Source organism: Croceibacterium selenioxidans, from assembly GCF_018599195.1.
GTDB lineage: Bacteria > Pseudomonadota > Alphaproteobacteria > Sphingomonadales > Sphingomonadaceae > Croceibacterium_A > Croceibacterium_A selenioxidans.
In genome coordinates this window covers 1,554,716-1,570,459 of record NZ_JAHFVK010000001.1, presented here as the reverse complement: position 1 = coordinate 1,570,459, position 15,744 = coordinate 1,554,716, and the positions used below count along the sequence as shown (strand labels likewise).

Sequence of the window (15,744 nt, the reverse complement as noted above, 5' to 3'; positions counted from 1 at the left end):
TTAGCGGCTGATGATTCCAGCTCATCTGGTTCCGGCATGGAGGCGGATGCCCGCACGAGCATCGCACATGATTTTCGCAATATGCTCCAGGTGGTGTCGAGCTCAGTGCAGGTGGCGCGACGGCATCTCATCGACAGGTCCGATCGAGAACTTGCCGAGACACTGGACGGCGCACTGGAAGCCCTGGAGCGTGCCAACTATCTCGCCCGTCGCCTGGGCTCGCCGGGATTCTTGACGGAGCCGGAACCGGTCTTGATCCAGTCGCTCGTGCCGTCCTTGCGGAGGTTGCTCAGCCGCGCCCTCGGGGATGCCATTTGGCTCCAGACACTCGTCTCCGAGGACCTTCCCCCGGTGCTGTGCAACCGGCACCAGCTTGAGGACGTGTTCCTGAACCTGGCAGTAAACGCGCGGGCCGCCATGCCTGACGGCGGCGCGTTCATCATCGAAGCGCGGGCCTGCGTCCCGCACGCTCACAGCCAGGGATGCGTGGCAATCAGTTTTACCGATACCGGGATGGGAATGACGCCGGAGGTTGCCGCTCAGGCCTTCGAGCGGCGTTTCACGACCAAGCTGTCCGAAGGCAACTCGGGACTGGGCCTCTACAACGTACGCCAGTTCGCCAATGGGCTCGGTGGCAGCGCTGACATCATCAGCACGCACAAGAATGGCACCTGCATCCGCTTGCACCTGCCCGGATCCTGAACCCATGAACTTGGGGCTGAGGCGTGTGCTGAATCAAGGCTTCCGAAAGGAGCCTTGGACGGCGCGATACGATCTGAGCGTGGCGGAGCGTCGGCTGATCGAGACGCGCGGGGTGGCGCGGGTGGATGACCGGCGAGTGATCAACGGCATCTTCTACTGGCTTCGACAAGCTGGCTCGCAAGGTCCTCGTCGCACTCTTGCTCGTTTCGGCACGTCTCCCGGCGTGCGGGCGCCAGCTGCGGCGGCGCAGCGGGAATAGCGGAAAGTGTGAGAGCTCGATCAGCGCCGTGCATTCGTCGTCCGAGGGTGCAGATCCGAAATATCTCGCCGAAGCGATCATTTAAGAAGGTGTGGTCGCGGCGCTTTCGCGCTCATCCAAAGGTACCAACGATGACTGACATAATGCTGCCGGACACCGTGATGGGCTGTTGGCAGGGAATCCCAGCGTGAACTCAGCGCCTATCGATCTCGCTGCCGAGGTCACCGTCTTCACGCTCAGCGGAGATGTCGACAGCACTGCCGTCAAGTCTGCCGTCGACCGAAAAGTCGGGAAGCGCTCAGGCGAGATAGCCGTCGAGCCATACAAGTCCGACATCGCGCCATTTGAAAACTCGGGGGCGGATTGGAAAGACACGGGCGCCAAGGCCGACCAGGCTTCGGGGGTGATGACGCCGCATCGGCGTATCGTGGCCAGATCGGAGGCTTTCGTGCCCGCATCAAATCCCGAGTCCGCGGCAAGCTACACATCCGCAATCGCCCATGACGTCAGCCCCTCGCGGGGAGGGGCTGACGCGTCAACAGAGCAACCCCGCAGGAGCTTTGAAATGATCCGCACATCATCCGCCATCTGGCGCGGCACCGGCCGTGACGGCAAGGGTGTCCTGAACTCGCAGTCGGGCGTTCTGGCCGAGACCCATTTTGGCTACCGGAGCCGTTTTGAGGATGGCGCCGGCACCAATCCGGAGGAATTGCTCGCGGCAGCGCACGCCGCCTGCTTTACGATGGCAGTCGCATTCGGTCTTCAGGCTGCTGGTTTTGCCGCGACGCAGCTCGAGACCGAAGCAGCGATATCGGTCGAGCCCGATGCGGGCGGCTTCAAGATCACCAGGTCCGCGTTGACGCTGATCGGGTCAGTCCCCGGAATCGACGAAGCGCAATTCCTCGAGTTTGCCCGCTCGGCGGAGAAGAATTGCCCCATCTCAAAGGTCCTGCGGGCTGAGATCACGCTGACAGCGAGCCTGGGTTCAGACTGACGCGCCTGCGATCAGCGGAAGGCGGTTGTCGCAACTGAACGCCGTTGGGACAACCGGAAGGGCAAGCTGGAGACCATCATGAAAGCAATAGGCTACCAAATCCCGGGCCCGATTACGCAGGACGCCGCGCTCGTCGACATCGAGCTTCCGGTGCCCGTTCCCTCGGGCCGCGATATCCTCGTCGCGGTGAAAGCGGTCTCGGTTAACCCGGTCGACTACAAGGTCCGCCGCAGCACCGCGCCCGAGGACGGCGAATGGAAAGTGCTTGGCTGGGATGCCGCGGGCGTGGTCAGCGCCGTCGGCCCGGAGGTGACCTCGTTCCAGCCGGGCGACGAGGTGTTCTACGCCGGATCGATCACCCGCCAGGGTACCAATGCCGAGTTCCATCTGGTGGACGAGCGCATTGTCGGCCGCAAACCAGCCGCACTGGACTGGGCCCATGCCGCAGCCTTGCCACTCACCTCGCTGACCGCCTGGGAGGCGCTGTTCGACCGTCTGGACGTCAAAAAGCGGGTACCTGGCGCGACACCGGCAATCCTCATCATCGGAGGGGCCGGCGGCGTGGGATCGATCGCAATCCAGATCGCGCGGCAATGCACCGACCTCACGGTGATCGCGACCGCTTCGCGCCTGGAGTCGCGGAACTGGGCGCTGTCGTTGGGTGCACATCACGTCATCGATCATTCGCAGCCGCTCGCGGCGCAGGTTGCCGATCTCGGCCTCGGCGCCCCGGCGTTTGTCTTCTCGACGACGCACACCCAGCCGCATGTCGGCGACATCGCCGAGCTGATTGCACCGCAGGGTCGCTTCTGCCTGATCGACGATCCGGATGGCTTCGACGTCATGCTTTTCAAGCGCAAGGCGGTGTCGATCCATCATGAGCTGATATTCACGCGACCGATCTACGGAGCGCCGGACCTCGCCGAGCAGGGCAAGATCCTCAACCGGATTGCCGCTCTCGTCGACGGCGGCAAGATCAGGACGACGCTGACCGATCACCTCTTGCCCATCAACTCAACGAACCTCAAGCTGGCACACACGCTGCTCGAAAGCGGTACGGCCCGGGGCAAGATCGTCCTCGAAGGCTTCTGAGCACCCATTCCCCAATCCCCATCATCCCGAGCCGATCCGCGCTCGGGGAAAGGAACGTCATGAGCACCAAGTCCATCGCCACCGCATCGATCAACCGCGAGGCTGCCGCCGCCTTGATCGACGCCGCAATCGCCTCGGCCCGCGAGGTCGGCATCCCGGCCGCGGTTGCCGTGGTCGATGCCACCGGCAATCTCCGCGCGTTCGAACGCACCGACGACGCACCGTTCCTCACGGTCGATGTCGCCGTCGACAAGGCGTGGAGCGCGGCCTCGTTCGGCTATCCGACGCATGTCTGGAACGACTACGTCAGCAACGACCCGAAAGTTACGCCGCTCGCCTATCGTCCCCGAATGGTGGCGGTCGGCGGCGGTTATCCTATCCTGGAAAACGGCAAGCTGATCGGCGGGATCGGCATCTCGGGCGGCACTTACCAGCAAGACCAGGACGTCGCGTCCACGGCGCTTCGGCAGCTGGGATTTGAAGTCTCAGCTTGAACACGGCGCGGCCACCTCAACTCCGGGGTGACCCCAGCTTGGCGGTCCGAGACGCCGTCGTTCGGCGGCGTCGCCACCTGTTCGAGGTCCCAGGCCCAGACGCGGGCATAGCCTCGCGTGCGTGAAGGAAGACGCCCCGGGGAAGCTGCCGAAGGTTCCCGGATCGAGACCATCTGTCGTCGCCCGGTCGAGGTCAACAGCGGCGTTTTGAGCAGATCGAACCCGCCCGGGAATTCACGCTCGTGCCGTGGCGACCGGCGCTGGAGCGCCAGCTCGGCAAATCGGTCTCAGGACTGATGCGGCGCGACGGCGCCAGCTGGTCGATCGGGCGGGCCGGAGCGGGCCGACGATTGAATGAGCTCGAGACACCGCCAGATGTGCCGAAAAGACCACCCTACAAATTCTGGGACTTGAAGCGGGCACGAAAATCCAACTCCTTCCCGGCTACCATGAAGGTGCCCTGGCCCCGGTAGTGGATGGTGCGGGGCGCAACGATATCCGCAACGTGGGCTTTGACGACCTCCCATATGAAGAAGCTGTAGTCGTGCACCAACTGGTCATCGAACAGCTTGCATTCGAAGCTGGCGTAGCATTCGGCGATGAGCGGCGCACCGACGCGCGATGCCGTTACCGACGTGAGGCCTGTCGCGGCGAACTTGTCGCCCGCATCGGCATGGCTGTTGCCGATCTGGACGACCTGATCAGCGAGATCTTCGGTGGGCACGTTGATGACGCATTCGCGCGCCGCGTGGATCATCGCATGGCTGCGATTGCCCTCCCAGATGTAGCAGCCGACGAGCGCTGGCGAGAATTGCATCATGCTGTGCCAGCCCATGGTCATAATGTTCGACTGTCCTTGCCACTGTGACGTGACCAGAACGATTGGCCCGGTTTCGAGATGGCGGCGGATGTCGATGAGTGGGAAATCCCGCTTGTCGAGGGGCATGGGCTGCTCCTGCTGTAGATGGACGTTGAATGGGCGGACGGCCCCGGCGGCACCGGGGTCGTCCGTCCTTCGCCGATCAGTCGATCGCCACGCTTATGCCGCCGTCGGCCATGACGACCGAGCCGACGATGAAGCTCGCGCGATCCGATGCGAGGAATGCGACGATCTCCGCGATCTCGACCGGATCGGCGGCACGCCCGATCGGTGCCTTCTTGCCATGCTCTGCCAGGAATTCGCGTCCGTCCGCCCTGAAATGGTTGAGGAGGTTGGTGACGACGTCACCGACGCCAATCGCGTTCACGCGAATGCCGTCGCCGATCGCCTCCAGCGCCTGGGTGCGAGTGAGCTGTGCGAGCGCGCCTTTGGACGCCGTGTAGGCGGCGATGCCGGGAAAGTCGAAGTACGAGGCATAAGACGCGATATTGACGATCGCCCCTGACTTGTTCGGCGTCATCGCTTTTTGCGCTTCGCGCGAATAGAGGAAGGCGCCGGTGACATTCGTCTCCATTTGCCAGTTCCATTTCTCGCGGGTCAGCTCGCTGAGGTTCTTGTAGAGGATGCGGCCGGCATTGTTCACGAGGATGTCGAGCCGGCCGAAAGTGGTGACGGCGAGCGAGACGGCCTGCTCGGCGGTGCCGTCCGCAGTAACGTCGCCTACGAACGCCACCAGGCCGTCGCGTTCGAGGGCCTTGACCGAAAGATCGATGTCCTCGGCCACGACCTTGGCGCCGCGGGCATGCAGCAGTTCGGCGATGGCACGGCCGATACCGCTGGCGGCGCCGGTGACGAGGGCGACCTTACCCTCCACTTCATTCACGGTCGATGCGAAGTCGGTCATCATGCGTCTCCAGTTCGGGATCACGGCGTCCTGCAACGTCGTGTCAGTCACGGGTGGTGCCTCTGGATGAGCGCGAAATCCCCGCGACCACACTTTCCTAAATGATCGCTTCGGCGAGATATTTCGGATCCGCACCCTCGGACGGCGAACGCACGGCGCTCCACGGGCTCTCATCCATTCCATTATCCCCGATGCGCCGCTGCAGCTGGCGCCAGCGCGCCGGGGACTCGCTCACCATCCGGCGGAACACGGTGGTGAAATGCGCCTGCGTCTGGAAGCCGACGGCAAGGGCAACTTCTGCCAGGGGCATGTCCGACGTACGCAGAATCTCCTGCGCACGCTGGATGCGTCGGCGAACCACATATTCATGCGGCCGCATGCCTGTCGCCGCGCGGAACTGGGCCGCGAAATGCATGCGGCTGAGCCCGGCGCTCTTGGCTAGATCGCTGAGTGACAAAGGCTCCGACAGGCCCGCCTCAACAAAGGCCTCTACTCGCTTGAGGCGCCACTTGATCAGACCCCGGTTGCCGGTTTCGGTGCCAGCGGCCGGCCCGTTCGACAGCCGCGCCATGATCGCCAGCGCGATGCCGTGCATATACAGCTCGGCGCTCTTCGGTTGAAACTCCTCCGCCTTGAAGAGCAGCCACGCCAGCCGCTCGATGGTCGGATCGGAAGGCCTCAGGCCGGGTCCGCCAAGGGGATCGGCAACGTCTGCTTCGTCGGCATCCTGCGAAAGCCGACCGATGCGATCTACCGGAACAAACAGGCAGAGCATGTCGCACGGACTGCGAAACCGGACCGTGGCTTGCCGCCTGTTCGGTGCGATCAGCGCCGTCCCGACCGAAACCAGTCCATCGTGCACCTTCCGGCCACCTGCCGTGAACGTGGCATCGGTCGGGCGAAGTGCGATGGCCACGACGATGCAGTCGGGGTCTGCGGGGATTTCATGTTCTTGACCGTCACCGATGTCGTCCCGCCATCTGCGGACGAGGATTCGCGGGGGAGTCCGATCCGGCACATGCTGCCGGCCCGAGCGCAAGTCGCTCCCCTCCGAGGGGCCGGGGTGCCGGATCAGGCGGGAATGAAGCATGGTCTTCCTCCGATAACCAATCGAGATGTTCGTCTCGCTCGGTTATCGAAATCGGCTCGTCCCCCCGCCATTCTACGCGCGTCGATCAGACTTATACTCGCGTATGATCGCGCTATGAGGCGCAGACAGTGACGTGCCGCTTTCCAAGCCGGTCGAGGCTTGAGGGCTTCGGAGTCGGCGGACGTTGCACCGTCCTGCTGATGATCTGGCGAATACCGGTGCGCGACCAGCCGATTGCGTGAGGCGAGCCGCAGATCACAGCGATCGATTCACTTCGGGGGGGGCGGGCCGGCGAGGGAAGAAGCCGGCCCGCTCGAGGTTGCCGCGTTGCGGCGACTGCCGGATCGGGGGGCGATGGACCCTGGCGTCCGGATCCAGATAGGCCGAAGCGCCAACACGCTCCATTAGACCTGAGCGTTCCCCGATAATACCTGAGTATGATTAGCGGCGTGGCTTCCCCTTCGCGACGCCTCAGGTGTCTGCGTCGCCAGCGTATGGAAGCCGCACGGTGAAGCGCGCGCCGTGGGGAGATCGCGCCTCCGCGGTAATGGCGCCACCATGGGCCTCGACGATCGTTTTCGATACCGACAACCCGATCCCCATGCCCGTGGCCTTGGTCGTGTAAAAGGCGTCGAAGACGGTGCTGACCTTGTCGTCCGGGATGCCGGGCCCGGTATCCTCGACCACGAACACGACGCCGTCCGCGGCTTCCGCTGCCTGGAGGCGGATCTCGCGGTGGCCGGCCTGTCCCGCCATCGCCTGCGCGGCGTTGATCACAAGGTTGACCAGCACCTGCTGCATCTGGACGCGGTCAGCGCTGAGCTGTCGCCCGATGTCCGGGGTTTCCAGGGCTAGAGACGATCCAAGAGACCGCACCTGCTGCGAGACTATCGCCCGCACGTCGCGCAGCAGCTGGGCCGGATCGACCGGCTTGCGCTCAAGCGATCCCCTGGAGGCGAGCGCTCTCATGCGAACGATGATCTCGGATGCGCGATTGGCCTCGCCGACGAGCAGCTCGAGCGACTGCCGGACCTCGTCAAGGGCCGGCTCGGACCGATTGAGCCACCGCAACGCGGCGCTGCCGTTGTTGACGATCGCGCCTAGCGGCTGGTTGACCTCATGCGCGATCGACGCCGCGAGCTCGCCGAGCATCGCGACCCGGGACGCGTGGGCCAGTTCATTCTGGAGGGTCTCCACCGCCGCGGCTCGGGCCTTCCGTTCGGTAAGGTCGATGATCGCGAGCGTGATTGTCGACCGGATGTCACTGGATTGGGGGAAGACGCAGTTCAGCAACACGTCGAGCGGCGTGCCGTCCTTGCGCAGGAGCCTGGTCTCCACCTCGAACCGCTCGTCTCCCGCCCTCGCGGCATCGACGAGGGTCTGGAAGTCGGGCTCGCTCGAGGCGGGCCACAGGTCGGCGATTCCGCAGCCGATGGCGTCCGCCCGGTTCATCTGGAAGAGCAGCTCGGCTGCCCGGTTGAGATCGACAAGGCGGAGCGACGGCAGGATCTCGCGCACGCTGCCGCCGACCTGGCGGTTCTTCCGTAGCGTGTAGTCGATCTCCCAGTATGCGACCGGGCTGCCATCGAACACGCTGTGGAAGCGGTGCTGGTGAGATGCGGTCTCGAAGATGAAGGCGAGGAAGCCATTGTATCCCGCGTCGTCTGACTGGGGCACGTAGCGAACGGATAAATCGCGCATCGTGCCATCGCGGTGCCGCGACCGCGCGTCGAACGCGACCTGCTCGCCGGCGGCGACTTGCGCCAGGAAGGGTGTGAGGCGAACATACTCGTCATCGCCGAGGATTTCCCGCATGTGCATGCCGATGAAGTCATCGGGCGCGCGCCCGAACCATTCCTCGAACTGGCTGTTCACGAAGCGACAGTTGTGGCCGGCGTCGTAGGAGCAGATCAAGGCGGGAATGGACGCGGTTATTTCCGCCAAGTCCATTCCGACCCAGTGTGCTGGAGTGGCCATTCCTCGCTCCTCACCATAGATTGACGGGGTCATGCCAGTGCTTCACCATTCTTCCATGCAGATCAAGCAGCCCTCCGCCGACGCGTTGCGGCAGGTGGTCCACGTCGTCGATGACGACGCGGGCATGCGCGCATCGCTGGAGAATCTCTTCCGGTCCGTCGGTTACCACACGCGGTCCTACGCCAGCGTCGACGAGTTCCTCGCGGCGGACGCCGAGGCCGATCCGGGCTGCCTCGTGCTGGACGTGCGTCTTCCCGGCACCAGCGGCCTCGACTTTCAGGATCAGCTGCGTGAACAGGATTCGCTACTCCCTGTCGTCCTCATGACGGGCCACGGCGACATACCCATGTCCGTCCGGGCGATGAAGGGTGGGGCGATCGACTTCCTCGCCAAGCCGTTCCGCGAGCAGGACATGCTGGACGCGGTGTCGACGGCCCTCGCGCGCAATCTTTCGACTAGGGCGGCGTCCACACAGAAGGCGGACGTGCAGTCGCGCTACGAGACGCTGTCGCCGCGCGAGCGCGAGGTGATGGCGATGGTCGTTGCAGGCAGGCTCAACAAGCAGATCGCCTACGACCTTTCGCTCAGCGAGATCACGGTGAAGATTCACCGCGGCAACGCGATGCGGAAGATGGGCGCACGCAACCTGGTCGATTTCGTGCAGATCGCCGCGTCGCTGTCGCCGGCGGTCTGAAGCTGCTCATCCCCGCGTATAATCATAATTCCGGGTATCTGCGCTATCTGGGTGCCACATCCTTTCTGGCTGCAGGACGTCTAAGTTGGGCAACGAGCGCATCATAGCGGTGATCGACGATGACGAGGGCATGCGCGTCTCACTCGACGGACTGCTGCGCAGCCTCGGCTACCGCACTGCGCTGTTCGCAAGCGCGGAGGCGTTTCTCGGCGACGGCGCTGGCCGACTTGCGGACTGCGTGATCAGCGACGTCGCGATCCCCGGTGGCATGAGTGGGCTCGAGCTCGCACGGCGCCTCGCCACCGATCGTCCCGAGGTTCCGCTGATCCTGATGAGCGGGTGCGCGGACAAGAGCTGCCGCCAGGAGGCCGCTGCCCTGGGTGTCGACGCTCTGCTGGCCAAGCCTTTCGGGGACGAGATGCTGATCCGGTTTCTCGATCGTGCGCTTGCCGAGGCATCGCCTTGGCGAGAGGGTGGCAGCGGGCGCTCGCTCCCTTGAATGGCTCATCCGCCGCATCAGAACCGGAAGGCGAGCATCCCGTGCGTTTCCGCAGCGATGGCCGAGACAAGCGAAGGCGCTGAAGCCAGACAAAGTGGCTTCAGCGCCTGACCAGGACGACGCGTCGGGTCCGAAACGGACGTCAGCGGCCCCTGCCTTACTTGCTCGCCGCCTCGGCGATGACGTCGGCAACCTCGCGCGGATGCGAAATGTATACGGCGTGGCTGGCACCAGGCACCTCGGTGATCTTCAGGTTCGCCCGCTTGTACATGGACCGCACCGCCTCGGTGCCGGCCGCCATGTCCAGCCCAGCCACGATTCCGTAGCCCGGCTTGGTCTTCCAGGCGGCCTGCTGCGTCTTCGTTCCGAGGATCTTGCCATCGACAGGAACCTGCGAGTTCGCCATGAAGTCGGTCTCCGCCTCGGGCAGGTCGGCCGCGAAGCCCGCCCCGAACTTCGCAGGATCGAAGATCAGGAAACCGTCCGAGGTCGACATGAACGGGTCCACGGTCGGGCTTGGCATCTTCTCGAAGATGTCGCCCACGCTCTCGCCAACATCGGGCACGATCGCCGCGACGTAGACGAGTGCCGACACCTTCGGATCGACGCCGGCTTCGGTGATAATCTGCCCGCCGTAGCTGTGACCCACGAGAACGACAGGGCCGTCCTGAAGCTCGATGGCACGACGGACCGCCTGCAGGTCATCCGCCAGCGAGGTATTGGGTTCCTGGACGACGGTGACCTTGAAACCCTTCGCGACCAGTTGGTCGAAAACGCCCTTCCAGCCGCTGCCGTCGACGAATGCGCCGTGGATCAAGATCACGTTGTTCGCCGGCTGCGCGTGAGCCGAGGGAGCTGCTAACGTCGCCGCTAGGGCGGCAGCACCGAGGGAGAGAGACTTGAAAGACATCTGCTGATCCTTCCATATGAAAAAACAAGGTTTTCACGTTCGGGTTGATCGGATGGACCGACCGGGCCTTGGTAGCTCCCGAGGATGCGGACAGCTGAACCGAGGTGCAGCGAATATCGACGCTGGCATGCCGCCGGAAAATTGGACGTCGGTCTGACGCCGATCATCCTCGCGTATGAGCGTGCTCGTCACCGGGAGTGTGAAACCGGCGGTTCGCCATGTGGTCCTGGCGCGTCAGGCGGAGGCGTCACGCCAGACCGTGGCTGCGGGTACGGCCCAGCGAGGATAGCAGCGCCTCGCCGCGAAGAAGCTTCGCGAGAAGTCAGAGCAACTCTAACAACTCGTAGGCAAGGCGTAGAATGGCCGATTGCGGACGGTCGGCTTTCGAAGCGAGGTGAGCGTTAGCTGACGGTCAGTTGTCTGCACCAAAAAAGTTGGTTCTGCATGGCCGCTGCGAGCGGACAGCAGCCATGAGAAATTGCGTCGCGCGTTCACGCTTGGCACCGCCGGTTGCGTGAGCCGGGGATCGTAGCGTTCGGGCAGGCGCAATGTCTGTCCCGAACGACCACGATTCTTCAAACTTCGCGCACGGCGCCCACCGCGCGGTAACCGGCGAGATGCGTCAATGCCACCTGGTGCTAAAGACCACGCCCGCCCAACGAGGGCGCTGGTAGACGGTGTAGCTGTTCCAGCCCGCGTCACCCCTATCTTCGTTGAACACGTTCCGCACGATCAGGCTCACATCGAATAGCCCGTCCTCGCGACCGAGGCCGATCGCCAGGTCGGCAATTCCGTAGGGATCCCGCCAGCCGTAGCTCGACAACGCGGCATCCCCGTTCTCTTTGCCGGTGTACGTATAGTTCACGCTCGCGTGGAATTCCTTGTCACCGAACACCGGGCGCCGATAATCGGCCGACGCGTTGAACTGGATCTTCGGTGCGTTGGCCAAGGTGTAGCCGGACACGTCGCGGAAACGCTGCGTCAGGTTGGCGTTCTCGGAAGGCTGTCCCGAGAACTGGTGGTCGATATACTTCGCATCGGTGTATCCGCCGGAAAAGCGGAATGTGAGATACTGGATGCCGGTGTAGACCAAGTCCAGCTCGAGGCCCTGCGTGCGCACCTTGGCGACGTTGCCGACGCCGCTCGAATAGTAGAGCGTACCGTCGTTGTTCAGTTCCGTGAGCAGCTCATCGTAGAAATACACGCTCTGCTGGAAGTCCTTGATGTTCGCGCGGAACAGGTTTGCATTGAGCACCAGGTCGCCGTTCAGCCAGTCGGTGCGCACGCCGAGCTCGAAAGATGTGGTCCGCTCCTTCTTCGCGGGAAGGTTGCGCGGCGCGCCGCTGTTACCGGGCACTAGCCCGTTAAACTGCGCGATCCCGGGCTTCTCGCCGTACTGAATGGTCGCGTAACCGGTCAGGTTTTCGGAAAATTGATTCCGGACGCTGAACTGTCCGGTGTAGATGTTGCCTTCCCACGGCTCCGCTTCGGTCTGGTTGTACAGCGTACCCAGGGTGCGAAGACGAATAGCCTTGGCGGCAGCCACCTGGCGACGCTGTGCAGCCGTCAGGCTGTTGTAGGCGCCGCCTGGCGTCCCCGTCCCGGCGACACCGAAATACTGCTGGGCGACGGTGTCGGCCAGCGTCAGCTGCGCCGCACTCTGGCCCGGCAGCAACTGGCCAGCATTCGCACCGGTGAACCCGACAGTATTGAACCCGCCCAACTGGACTGCGCCAGCTTTGACCGGGTTCAGCGCTGCCCCGTAGCCATTGTCGATCACTGAGATACCCTCGTTCAACTCGCGCGTTTCGCGCGAGATGCGGGCCCCCGTGGTGACCGTCAGCGGCCCGCTGATATGCCAGTCGGCCTGGGCAAAGACCGCCTTGCTTTCGTTGCGCCCATAGCTCTGGGTCGAAGTGAAGAGGTTCGCCAGCGAATTGGTCAGCAGCTCCCGGCCCGAGCTGTCCACGTCAAGCGCCCCGTATTCCTGGGGATTGGCATTGTAGGCGCCGGAATCGCTGCCCTGCCGGCTGCGCGGTCCGAATGAATCGTACTTGGCCAACAGGTAGAACAGGCCGGCAGTGTAATCGACCAACCCGTCGCCCAGCTCGCCAGTGATCTTCGGCTCGTGCGTGGTCTGCCAGTACTCGGTGATGTAACCGCCATTCTTACTGATGTCGAACGGAGTGCCATCGTCGTTGCCGGCGAAGAAATAGTGTTCGCGATATGACGACAGCAAGGACAAGGTCTGGCCGCCCACATCCCAATCTACATCGACATACCCTCCCTTGCCGCCGGTGGTGATCGGGAGGTTGTTGTCTAGATAAACCGGGTAACGATAGTAATCGTCGGCCGAGTAAACGTTTTGCTGCGTAAACCATCGACGATTAAGCTTGGCGGTCGCGTCATTCGTTTTGTTGACCGGGGCGCCATCGGCGTAGACGTCGGGCGTCGGCTTTCTGAATGCCAGGCCGTTCGAATATTCGCTGCCGTTAGGCTGATGATCGTAGAGCACGCGGACGCTCAAATCGGGCGTCGGCGTAAAAAGGAGCTGCACGCGACCATAGGTGCGGTCGGTGTTCACGTAGCTCTGCACGTCGCGTAAACCTGGGTATTCGTTCCACCAATAGCCATCTTGCTGGTTGCGGGTCGCGGTAATCCGAAAGGCAAGCTTGCCATCAATGATGGGACCGCCGGCCGCAACTTCGGCTCTCAACGCGTTTCTTTCCCCCAATGTCAGCGACGCGCTGAAATCGGGGGTGAAGCTCGGCTGGCGGGTGAACACGTTGATCTGGCCGACACTCGTGTGGCGGGCGCCAGTGGTGCCCTGTGGACCGCGCGTGACGTTGACCTGCTCGATGTCAACGAGATCGGTGCCGGCCGCCATCGCCAGATAGGCATACGGCACGCCATCGACGGTGAGACCCACGGATGGATCGATTTTGTCGTTGCCGGCTCCCGCCGTCAGTCCGCGCATCGAGAAGCTGCCGGTACGCGGGTTGCCGTCGTTCCAGCGCACGTTGCCGAGGCGGCTCAGGGCGTCTTGCAGGCTTACCTGATCGAAGATTTTCAGATCGTCACCGGTCACCACCGAAACGGGCTTCGGCACATCCTTGAGGTCGCGCAGTTCCGCCCCGACCGTCGACGCGGCCACGATGATCTCTGCGTCGGCTTCGCTTGCGGGCTGATCTTTTGCAGGCGCATCTGTCGCCGGGGTCGCCACTGGGGTCTGCGCTTGAGCATGGGCGCCTTGGGCAGCCAGCGCCACGATCAGCGCGCCAAGCGCCACGCCGTGCTTGATTGTGTTCGAGTTCAATGTCGTCCTCCTAGTGAACGGACCGCCGCCCTCATGCGGCGCCGGGCGCCGCGTTGACGCGCGCTGACCCGGGGGCCGATCCTCGCGGACCGGCCCGACCAATGGTTTTTTGATTTTTGGGATTGAGCGTGCCGGCGTGGACGCCTGGCAGATTGTGCTAGCGGTCGATCACGCGGGCGTGCACCGGCACTCCGACTGCGCCGCCGCCGAACGGACCGTTGTTCTCGATGCAGATCCGCTCGGGTTGCTCGTAGTGCAGGGGTTGTCCCGGCCGGTTCGAGGCCACGACTTCGTAGTGCCAGCCGTCAGGCTTGTCCGCCTCGGTGTAGCGCCGCGCGGGGATCGTCGCAGTCCAGGGCCTGGAATAGGCCGTTGGATCGGTGAAGGTCGCAACGAGATTGTAGTGTTGGCCGTCGTTGTCGAAAATGAAGCGTTCCTGCACGGTGGCATTCTCGCTCATGAAGTCGCCGGTGCGTCCGAACAGCGCCTTGCCGTTGTTGTTCGCGACCTCGACGACCAGCGTGTTGCCCTCCCAGTGGCCGCGTGAGTCCCCGTTCCACAGCTTGATATCGGACGCCAGATGCGGCTTGCCATCGAGCCGGATGATCCGCGTGCCCGAATTGAAGAGCAGAAGGACGTAGCCGGGGTACTGCTTGATCTCGTACCCGTGCCAGTAGAACGACTTTGGCACGCCGGCCGGCGCGCAGCGCGCCAGTGGTTCAATGTACCGCTCCTCGGTCGGGTTGGCGAAGTTGCTGGCGAACTCCTGCTGCAGGGCGCGGGCTTCGGGCAGATAGGGAACTTGACCGTCGGCCGGATCCGATACGCGGCTCGGCGCCCTCTGCTCGCGAGGAAGCCCCGCCTGCCGCGACCGTTCTCCGGGCGCGCCCCCTTGCGGATCGGTGAAGTTGCTGTGGTTCGAGATCGTGTTCGACCAATGTCCCTGGACGTCGGGTTGTCCGTCGGGAAGTCGCTTGCCCAGCCACTCGCCCGATTGGATGACGGGCACTGTGGGGGACCAGCGGCTCGAGAAAGTCGGCGTGCCCTGGGCTGGCGGCTGCTGGGCCGGTGCCTGGGCAGTGGCGCTGCCCGCCCAGGCCGAGAGCAATGCCGCCAGCAGCGGAACCTTGCGGATACGATTCATGGCGTAACGTCCTTGTGCGGGTAGTGCGGCTCGTACGGGAGTGTGAAGCAGTAATCCTCGATCAGCTCGAAGCCGGGATCGCGGCGCCGATTGAGCAGAACACTAACGGTCCATGGCCTTGTATAGACGTCGGGGTCTTCCACCGTGGCGCTGTAGGAAACGGTGTTGGCATCAACGAAGGCCCATTTTTCGACCACGTGCAGCGCCTCGCCATGATATGCGCCCGCGCGATCGAACCAGGTCTCGCCATTGAAGTGATTGACGTCGACGACGAGCGTGTCGCCCTCCCAGTGGCCGCGTGAGTCACCCAGCCAATAGCCTTCCTCGAGGTGCTCAGGATGAAGCGAGCCGTCGGTGAAGATTGTGCGTACCTGATGGCCCAACTGATGGACGAGCGTGAGCTCTTCCGGGTGCTGGAATATCTGGAACGGTGCGGGATAGTACACGCTGCGCGGCACCCCGAGCGTCCAGCATTTCAGCCTCGGGTCGTCTTCGCCGCGCTTGTCGAAGTTCGCCTTTTTCTGCGCGAGCGCCTCGGGTCGATAGGGCAGCGCGGAGCCATCGACCACACCCGCGCTCGGCGGCGCGTCGCGGCGGCCAGCGTGGGGCTCAAGATCGTAGTCAGCTTCGCTCAACGTCTGCCAAACGCCGGAGAAGTCCGGCTTGCCGTCCGCCTGGCGAGGGATGGTGCCAGGCGTGGTCTGCGCTTGGGCGAGCGCCCCCGAGAGCGGAATAGCCAGTGCTACAGCCAGCGCCGTTCCGCGAAGGATGGAGAAAGGGCCGCGCATC

General features: G+C 63.7%; 15 protein-coding genes and 1 pseudogene. 8 read left to right on the top strand and 8 right to left on the bottom strand.

The genetic code is table 11. The features are described 5' to 3' along the window. The first annotated feature begins 36 nt into the window (after positions 1-36). The 6 genes and pseudogenes from KK137_RS07660 to KK137_RS07635 all read left to right on the top strand — a co-directional run bounded on the left by KK137_RS07660 (position 37) and on the right by KK137_RS07635 (position 4,014). Positions 37-702 carry a sensor histidine kinase gene (locus KK137_RS07660; RefSeq protein ID WP_214535544.1) on the top strand — a complete coding sequence of 222 codons (666 nt, stop codon included), beginning with the start codon at positions 37-39 and terminating at the stop codon, positions 700-702. 4 nt (positions 703-706) lie between these two features. Further along, positions 707-898: pseudogene (locus tag KK137_RS07655) on the top strand (hypothetical protein); the annotation flags it as partial. Positions 899-1,148: 250 nt separating this feature from the next. Then, positions 1,149-1,955, top strand: coding sequence for an OsmC family peroxiredoxin (locus KK137_RS16820; protein ID WP_338028004.1), 807 nt, complete (start codon positions 1,149-1,151; stop codon positions 1,953-1,955). A gap of 78 nt (positions 1,956-2,033) precedes the next feature. Further along, positions 2,034-3,047 (top strand): zinc-binding alcohol dehydrogenase family protein, encoded by a 1,014-nt coding sequence (locus KK137_RS07645; protein WP_214535542.1) that lies wholly within the window; start codon positions 2,034-2,036, stop codon positions 3,045-3,047. A gap of 59 nt (positions 3,048-3,106) precedes the next feature. Beyond that, positions 3,107-3,541, top strand: coding sequence for a GlcG/HbpS family heme-binding protein (locus KK137_RS07640; RefSeq protein ID WP_214535541.1), 435 nt, complete (start codon positions 3,107-3,109; stop codon positions 3,539-3,541). A 242-nt stretch (positions 3,542-3,783) separates the two neighbouring features. Continuing rightward, positions 3,784-4,014, top strand: a complete 231-nt coding sequence (locus tag KK137_RS07635) for a DUF3363 domain-containing protein (protein ID WP_338028003.1) — start codon at positions 3,784-3,786, stop codon at positions 4,012-4,014. Here the strand turns inward: KK137_RS07635 and KK137_RS07630 are convergent. The 4 genes from KK137_RS07630 to KK137_RS07615 all read right to left on the bottom strand — a co-directional run bounded on the left by KK137_RS07630 (position 3,936) and on the right by KK137_RS07615 (position 8,392). Continuing rightward, positions 3,936-4,487, bottom strand: a complete 552-nt coding sequence (locus KK137_RS07630) for a flavin reductase family protein (RefSeq protein WP_214535540.1) — start codon at positions 4,485-4,487, stop codon at positions 3,936-3,938. The two genes, KK137_RS07635 and KK137_RS07630, sit on opposite strands and share 79 nt — an antisense overlap. Positions 4,488-4,563: 76 nt before the next feature. Further along, the gene (locus tag KK137_RS07625; RefSeq protein ID WP_214535539.1) at positions 4,564-5,376 is read right to left on the bottom strand and encodes an SDR family NAD(P)-dependent oxidoreductase; all 813 of its coding nucleotides are present in this window, start codon (positions 5,374-5,376) and stop codon (positions 4,564-4,566) included. A gap of 46 nt (positions 5,377-5,422) precedes the next feature. Further along, positions 5,423-6,415: a helix-turn-helix domain-containing protein gene (locus KK137_RS07620; protein WP_214535538.1), complete on the bottom strand. Its 993-nt coding sequence runs from the start codon at positions 6,413-6,415 to the stop codon at positions 5,423-5,425. A gap of 471 nt (positions 6,416-6,886) precedes the next feature. Then, on the bottom strand, positions 6,887-8,392 hold the full coding sequence (locus KK137_RS07615) for an ATP-binding protein (RefSeq protein WP_214535537.1): 1,506 nt from the start codon (positions 8,390-8,392) through the stop codon (positions 6,887-6,889). Between the two features lie 55 nt (positions 8,393-8,447). Between KK137_RS07615 and KK137_RS07610 the strand changes: the two genes are divergently transcribed. Together KK137_RS07610 and KK137_RS07605 are read left to right on the top strand one after the other, a co-directional pair. Beyond that, a complete protein-coding gene (locus KK137_RS07610; RefSeq protein ID WP_214535536.1) occupies positions 8,448-9,086 on the top strand; it encodes a response regulator transcription factor in 639 nt (212 codons plus the stop codon). A gap of 85 nt (positions 9,087-9,171) precedes the next feature. Next, on the top strand, positions 9,172-9,585 hold the full coding sequence (locus KK137_RS07605; protein WP_214535535.1) for a response regulator transcription factor: 414 nt from the start codon (positions 9,172-9,174) through the stop codon (positions 9,583-9,585). 157 nt (positions 9,586-9,742) lie between these two features. Here the strand turns inward: KK137_RS07605 and KK137_RS07600 are convergent, their stop codons facing one another. The 4 genes from KK137_RS07600 to KK137_RS07585 form a co-directional block, all read right to left on the bottom strand. Continuing rightward, positions 9,743-10,495, bottom strand: coding sequence for an alpha/beta fold hydrolase (locus KK137_RS07600; RefSeq protein ID WP_214535534.1), 753 nt, complete (start codon positions 10,493-10,495; stop codon positions 9,743-9,745). A 622-nt stretch (positions 10,496-11,117) separates the two neighbouring features. Beyond that, a complete protein-coding gene (locus tag KK137_RS07595; RefSeq protein ID WP_214535533.1) occupies positions 11,118-13,811 on the bottom strand; it encodes a TonB-dependent receptor in 2,694 nt (897 codons plus the stop codon). Positions 13,812-13,968: 157 nt separating this feature from the next. Further along, positions 13,969-14,955, bottom strand: a complete 987-nt coding sequence (locus tag KK137_RS07590; RefSeq protein WP_214535532.1) for a hypothetical protein — start codon at positions 14,953-14,955, stop codon at positions 13,969-13,971. Further along, the gene (locus KK137_RS07585; protein ID WP_214535531.1) at positions 14,952-15,743 is read right to left on the bottom strand and encodes a hypothetical protein; all 792 of its coding nucleotides are present in this window, start codon (positions 15,741-15,743) and stop codon (positions 14,952-14,954) included. Before KK137_RS07585 ends, KK137_RS07590 begins: the two co-directional genes overlap by 4 nt. Position 15,744: the final 1 nt, after the last annotated feature.

Bases quoted from the DNA above. Each gene is read 5' to 3' on its own strand.
- KK137_RS07615 (WP_214535537.1), bottom strand. From the start codon at position 8,392: ATGGCCACTCCAGCACACTGGGTCGGAATGGACTTGGCGGAAATAACC.
- KK137_RS07590 (WP_214535532.1), bottom strand. From the start codon at position 14,955: ATGAATCGTATCCGCAAGGTTCCGCTGCTGGCGGCATTGCTCTCGGCC.
- KK137_RS07600 (WP_214535534.1), bottom strand. From the start codon at position 10,495: ATGTCTTTCAAGTCTCTCTCCCTCGGTGCTGCCGCCCTAGCGGCGACG.
- KK137_RS07610 (WP_214535536.1), top strand. From the start codon at position 8,448: ATGCAGATCAAGCAGCCCTCCGCCGACGCGTTGCGGCAGGTGGTCCAC.
- KK137_RS07620 (WP_214535538.1), bottom strand. From the start codon at position 6,415: ATGCTTCATTCCCGCCTGATCCGGCACCCCGGCCCCTCGGAGGGGAGC.
- KK137_RS07660 (WP_214535544.1), top strand. From the start codon at position 37: ATGGAGGCGGATGCCCGCACGAGCATCGCACATGATTTTCGCAATATG.
- KK137_RS07630 (WP_214535540.1), bottom strand. From the start codon at position 4,487: ATGCCCCTCGACAAGCGGGATTTCCCACTCATCGACATCCGCCGCCAT.
- KK137_RS07585 (WP_214535531.1), bottom strand. From the start codon at position 15,743: ATGCGCGGCCCTTTCTCCATCCTTCGCGGAACGGCGCTGGCTGTAGCA.
- KK137_RS07645 (WP_214535542.1), top strand. From the start codon at position 2,034: ATGAAAGCAATAGGCTACCAAATCCCGGGCCCGATTACGCAGGACGCC.
- KK137_RS07640 (WP_214535541.1), top strand. From the start codon at position 3,107: ATGAGCACCAAGTCCATCGCCACCGCATCGATCAACCGCGAGGCTGCC.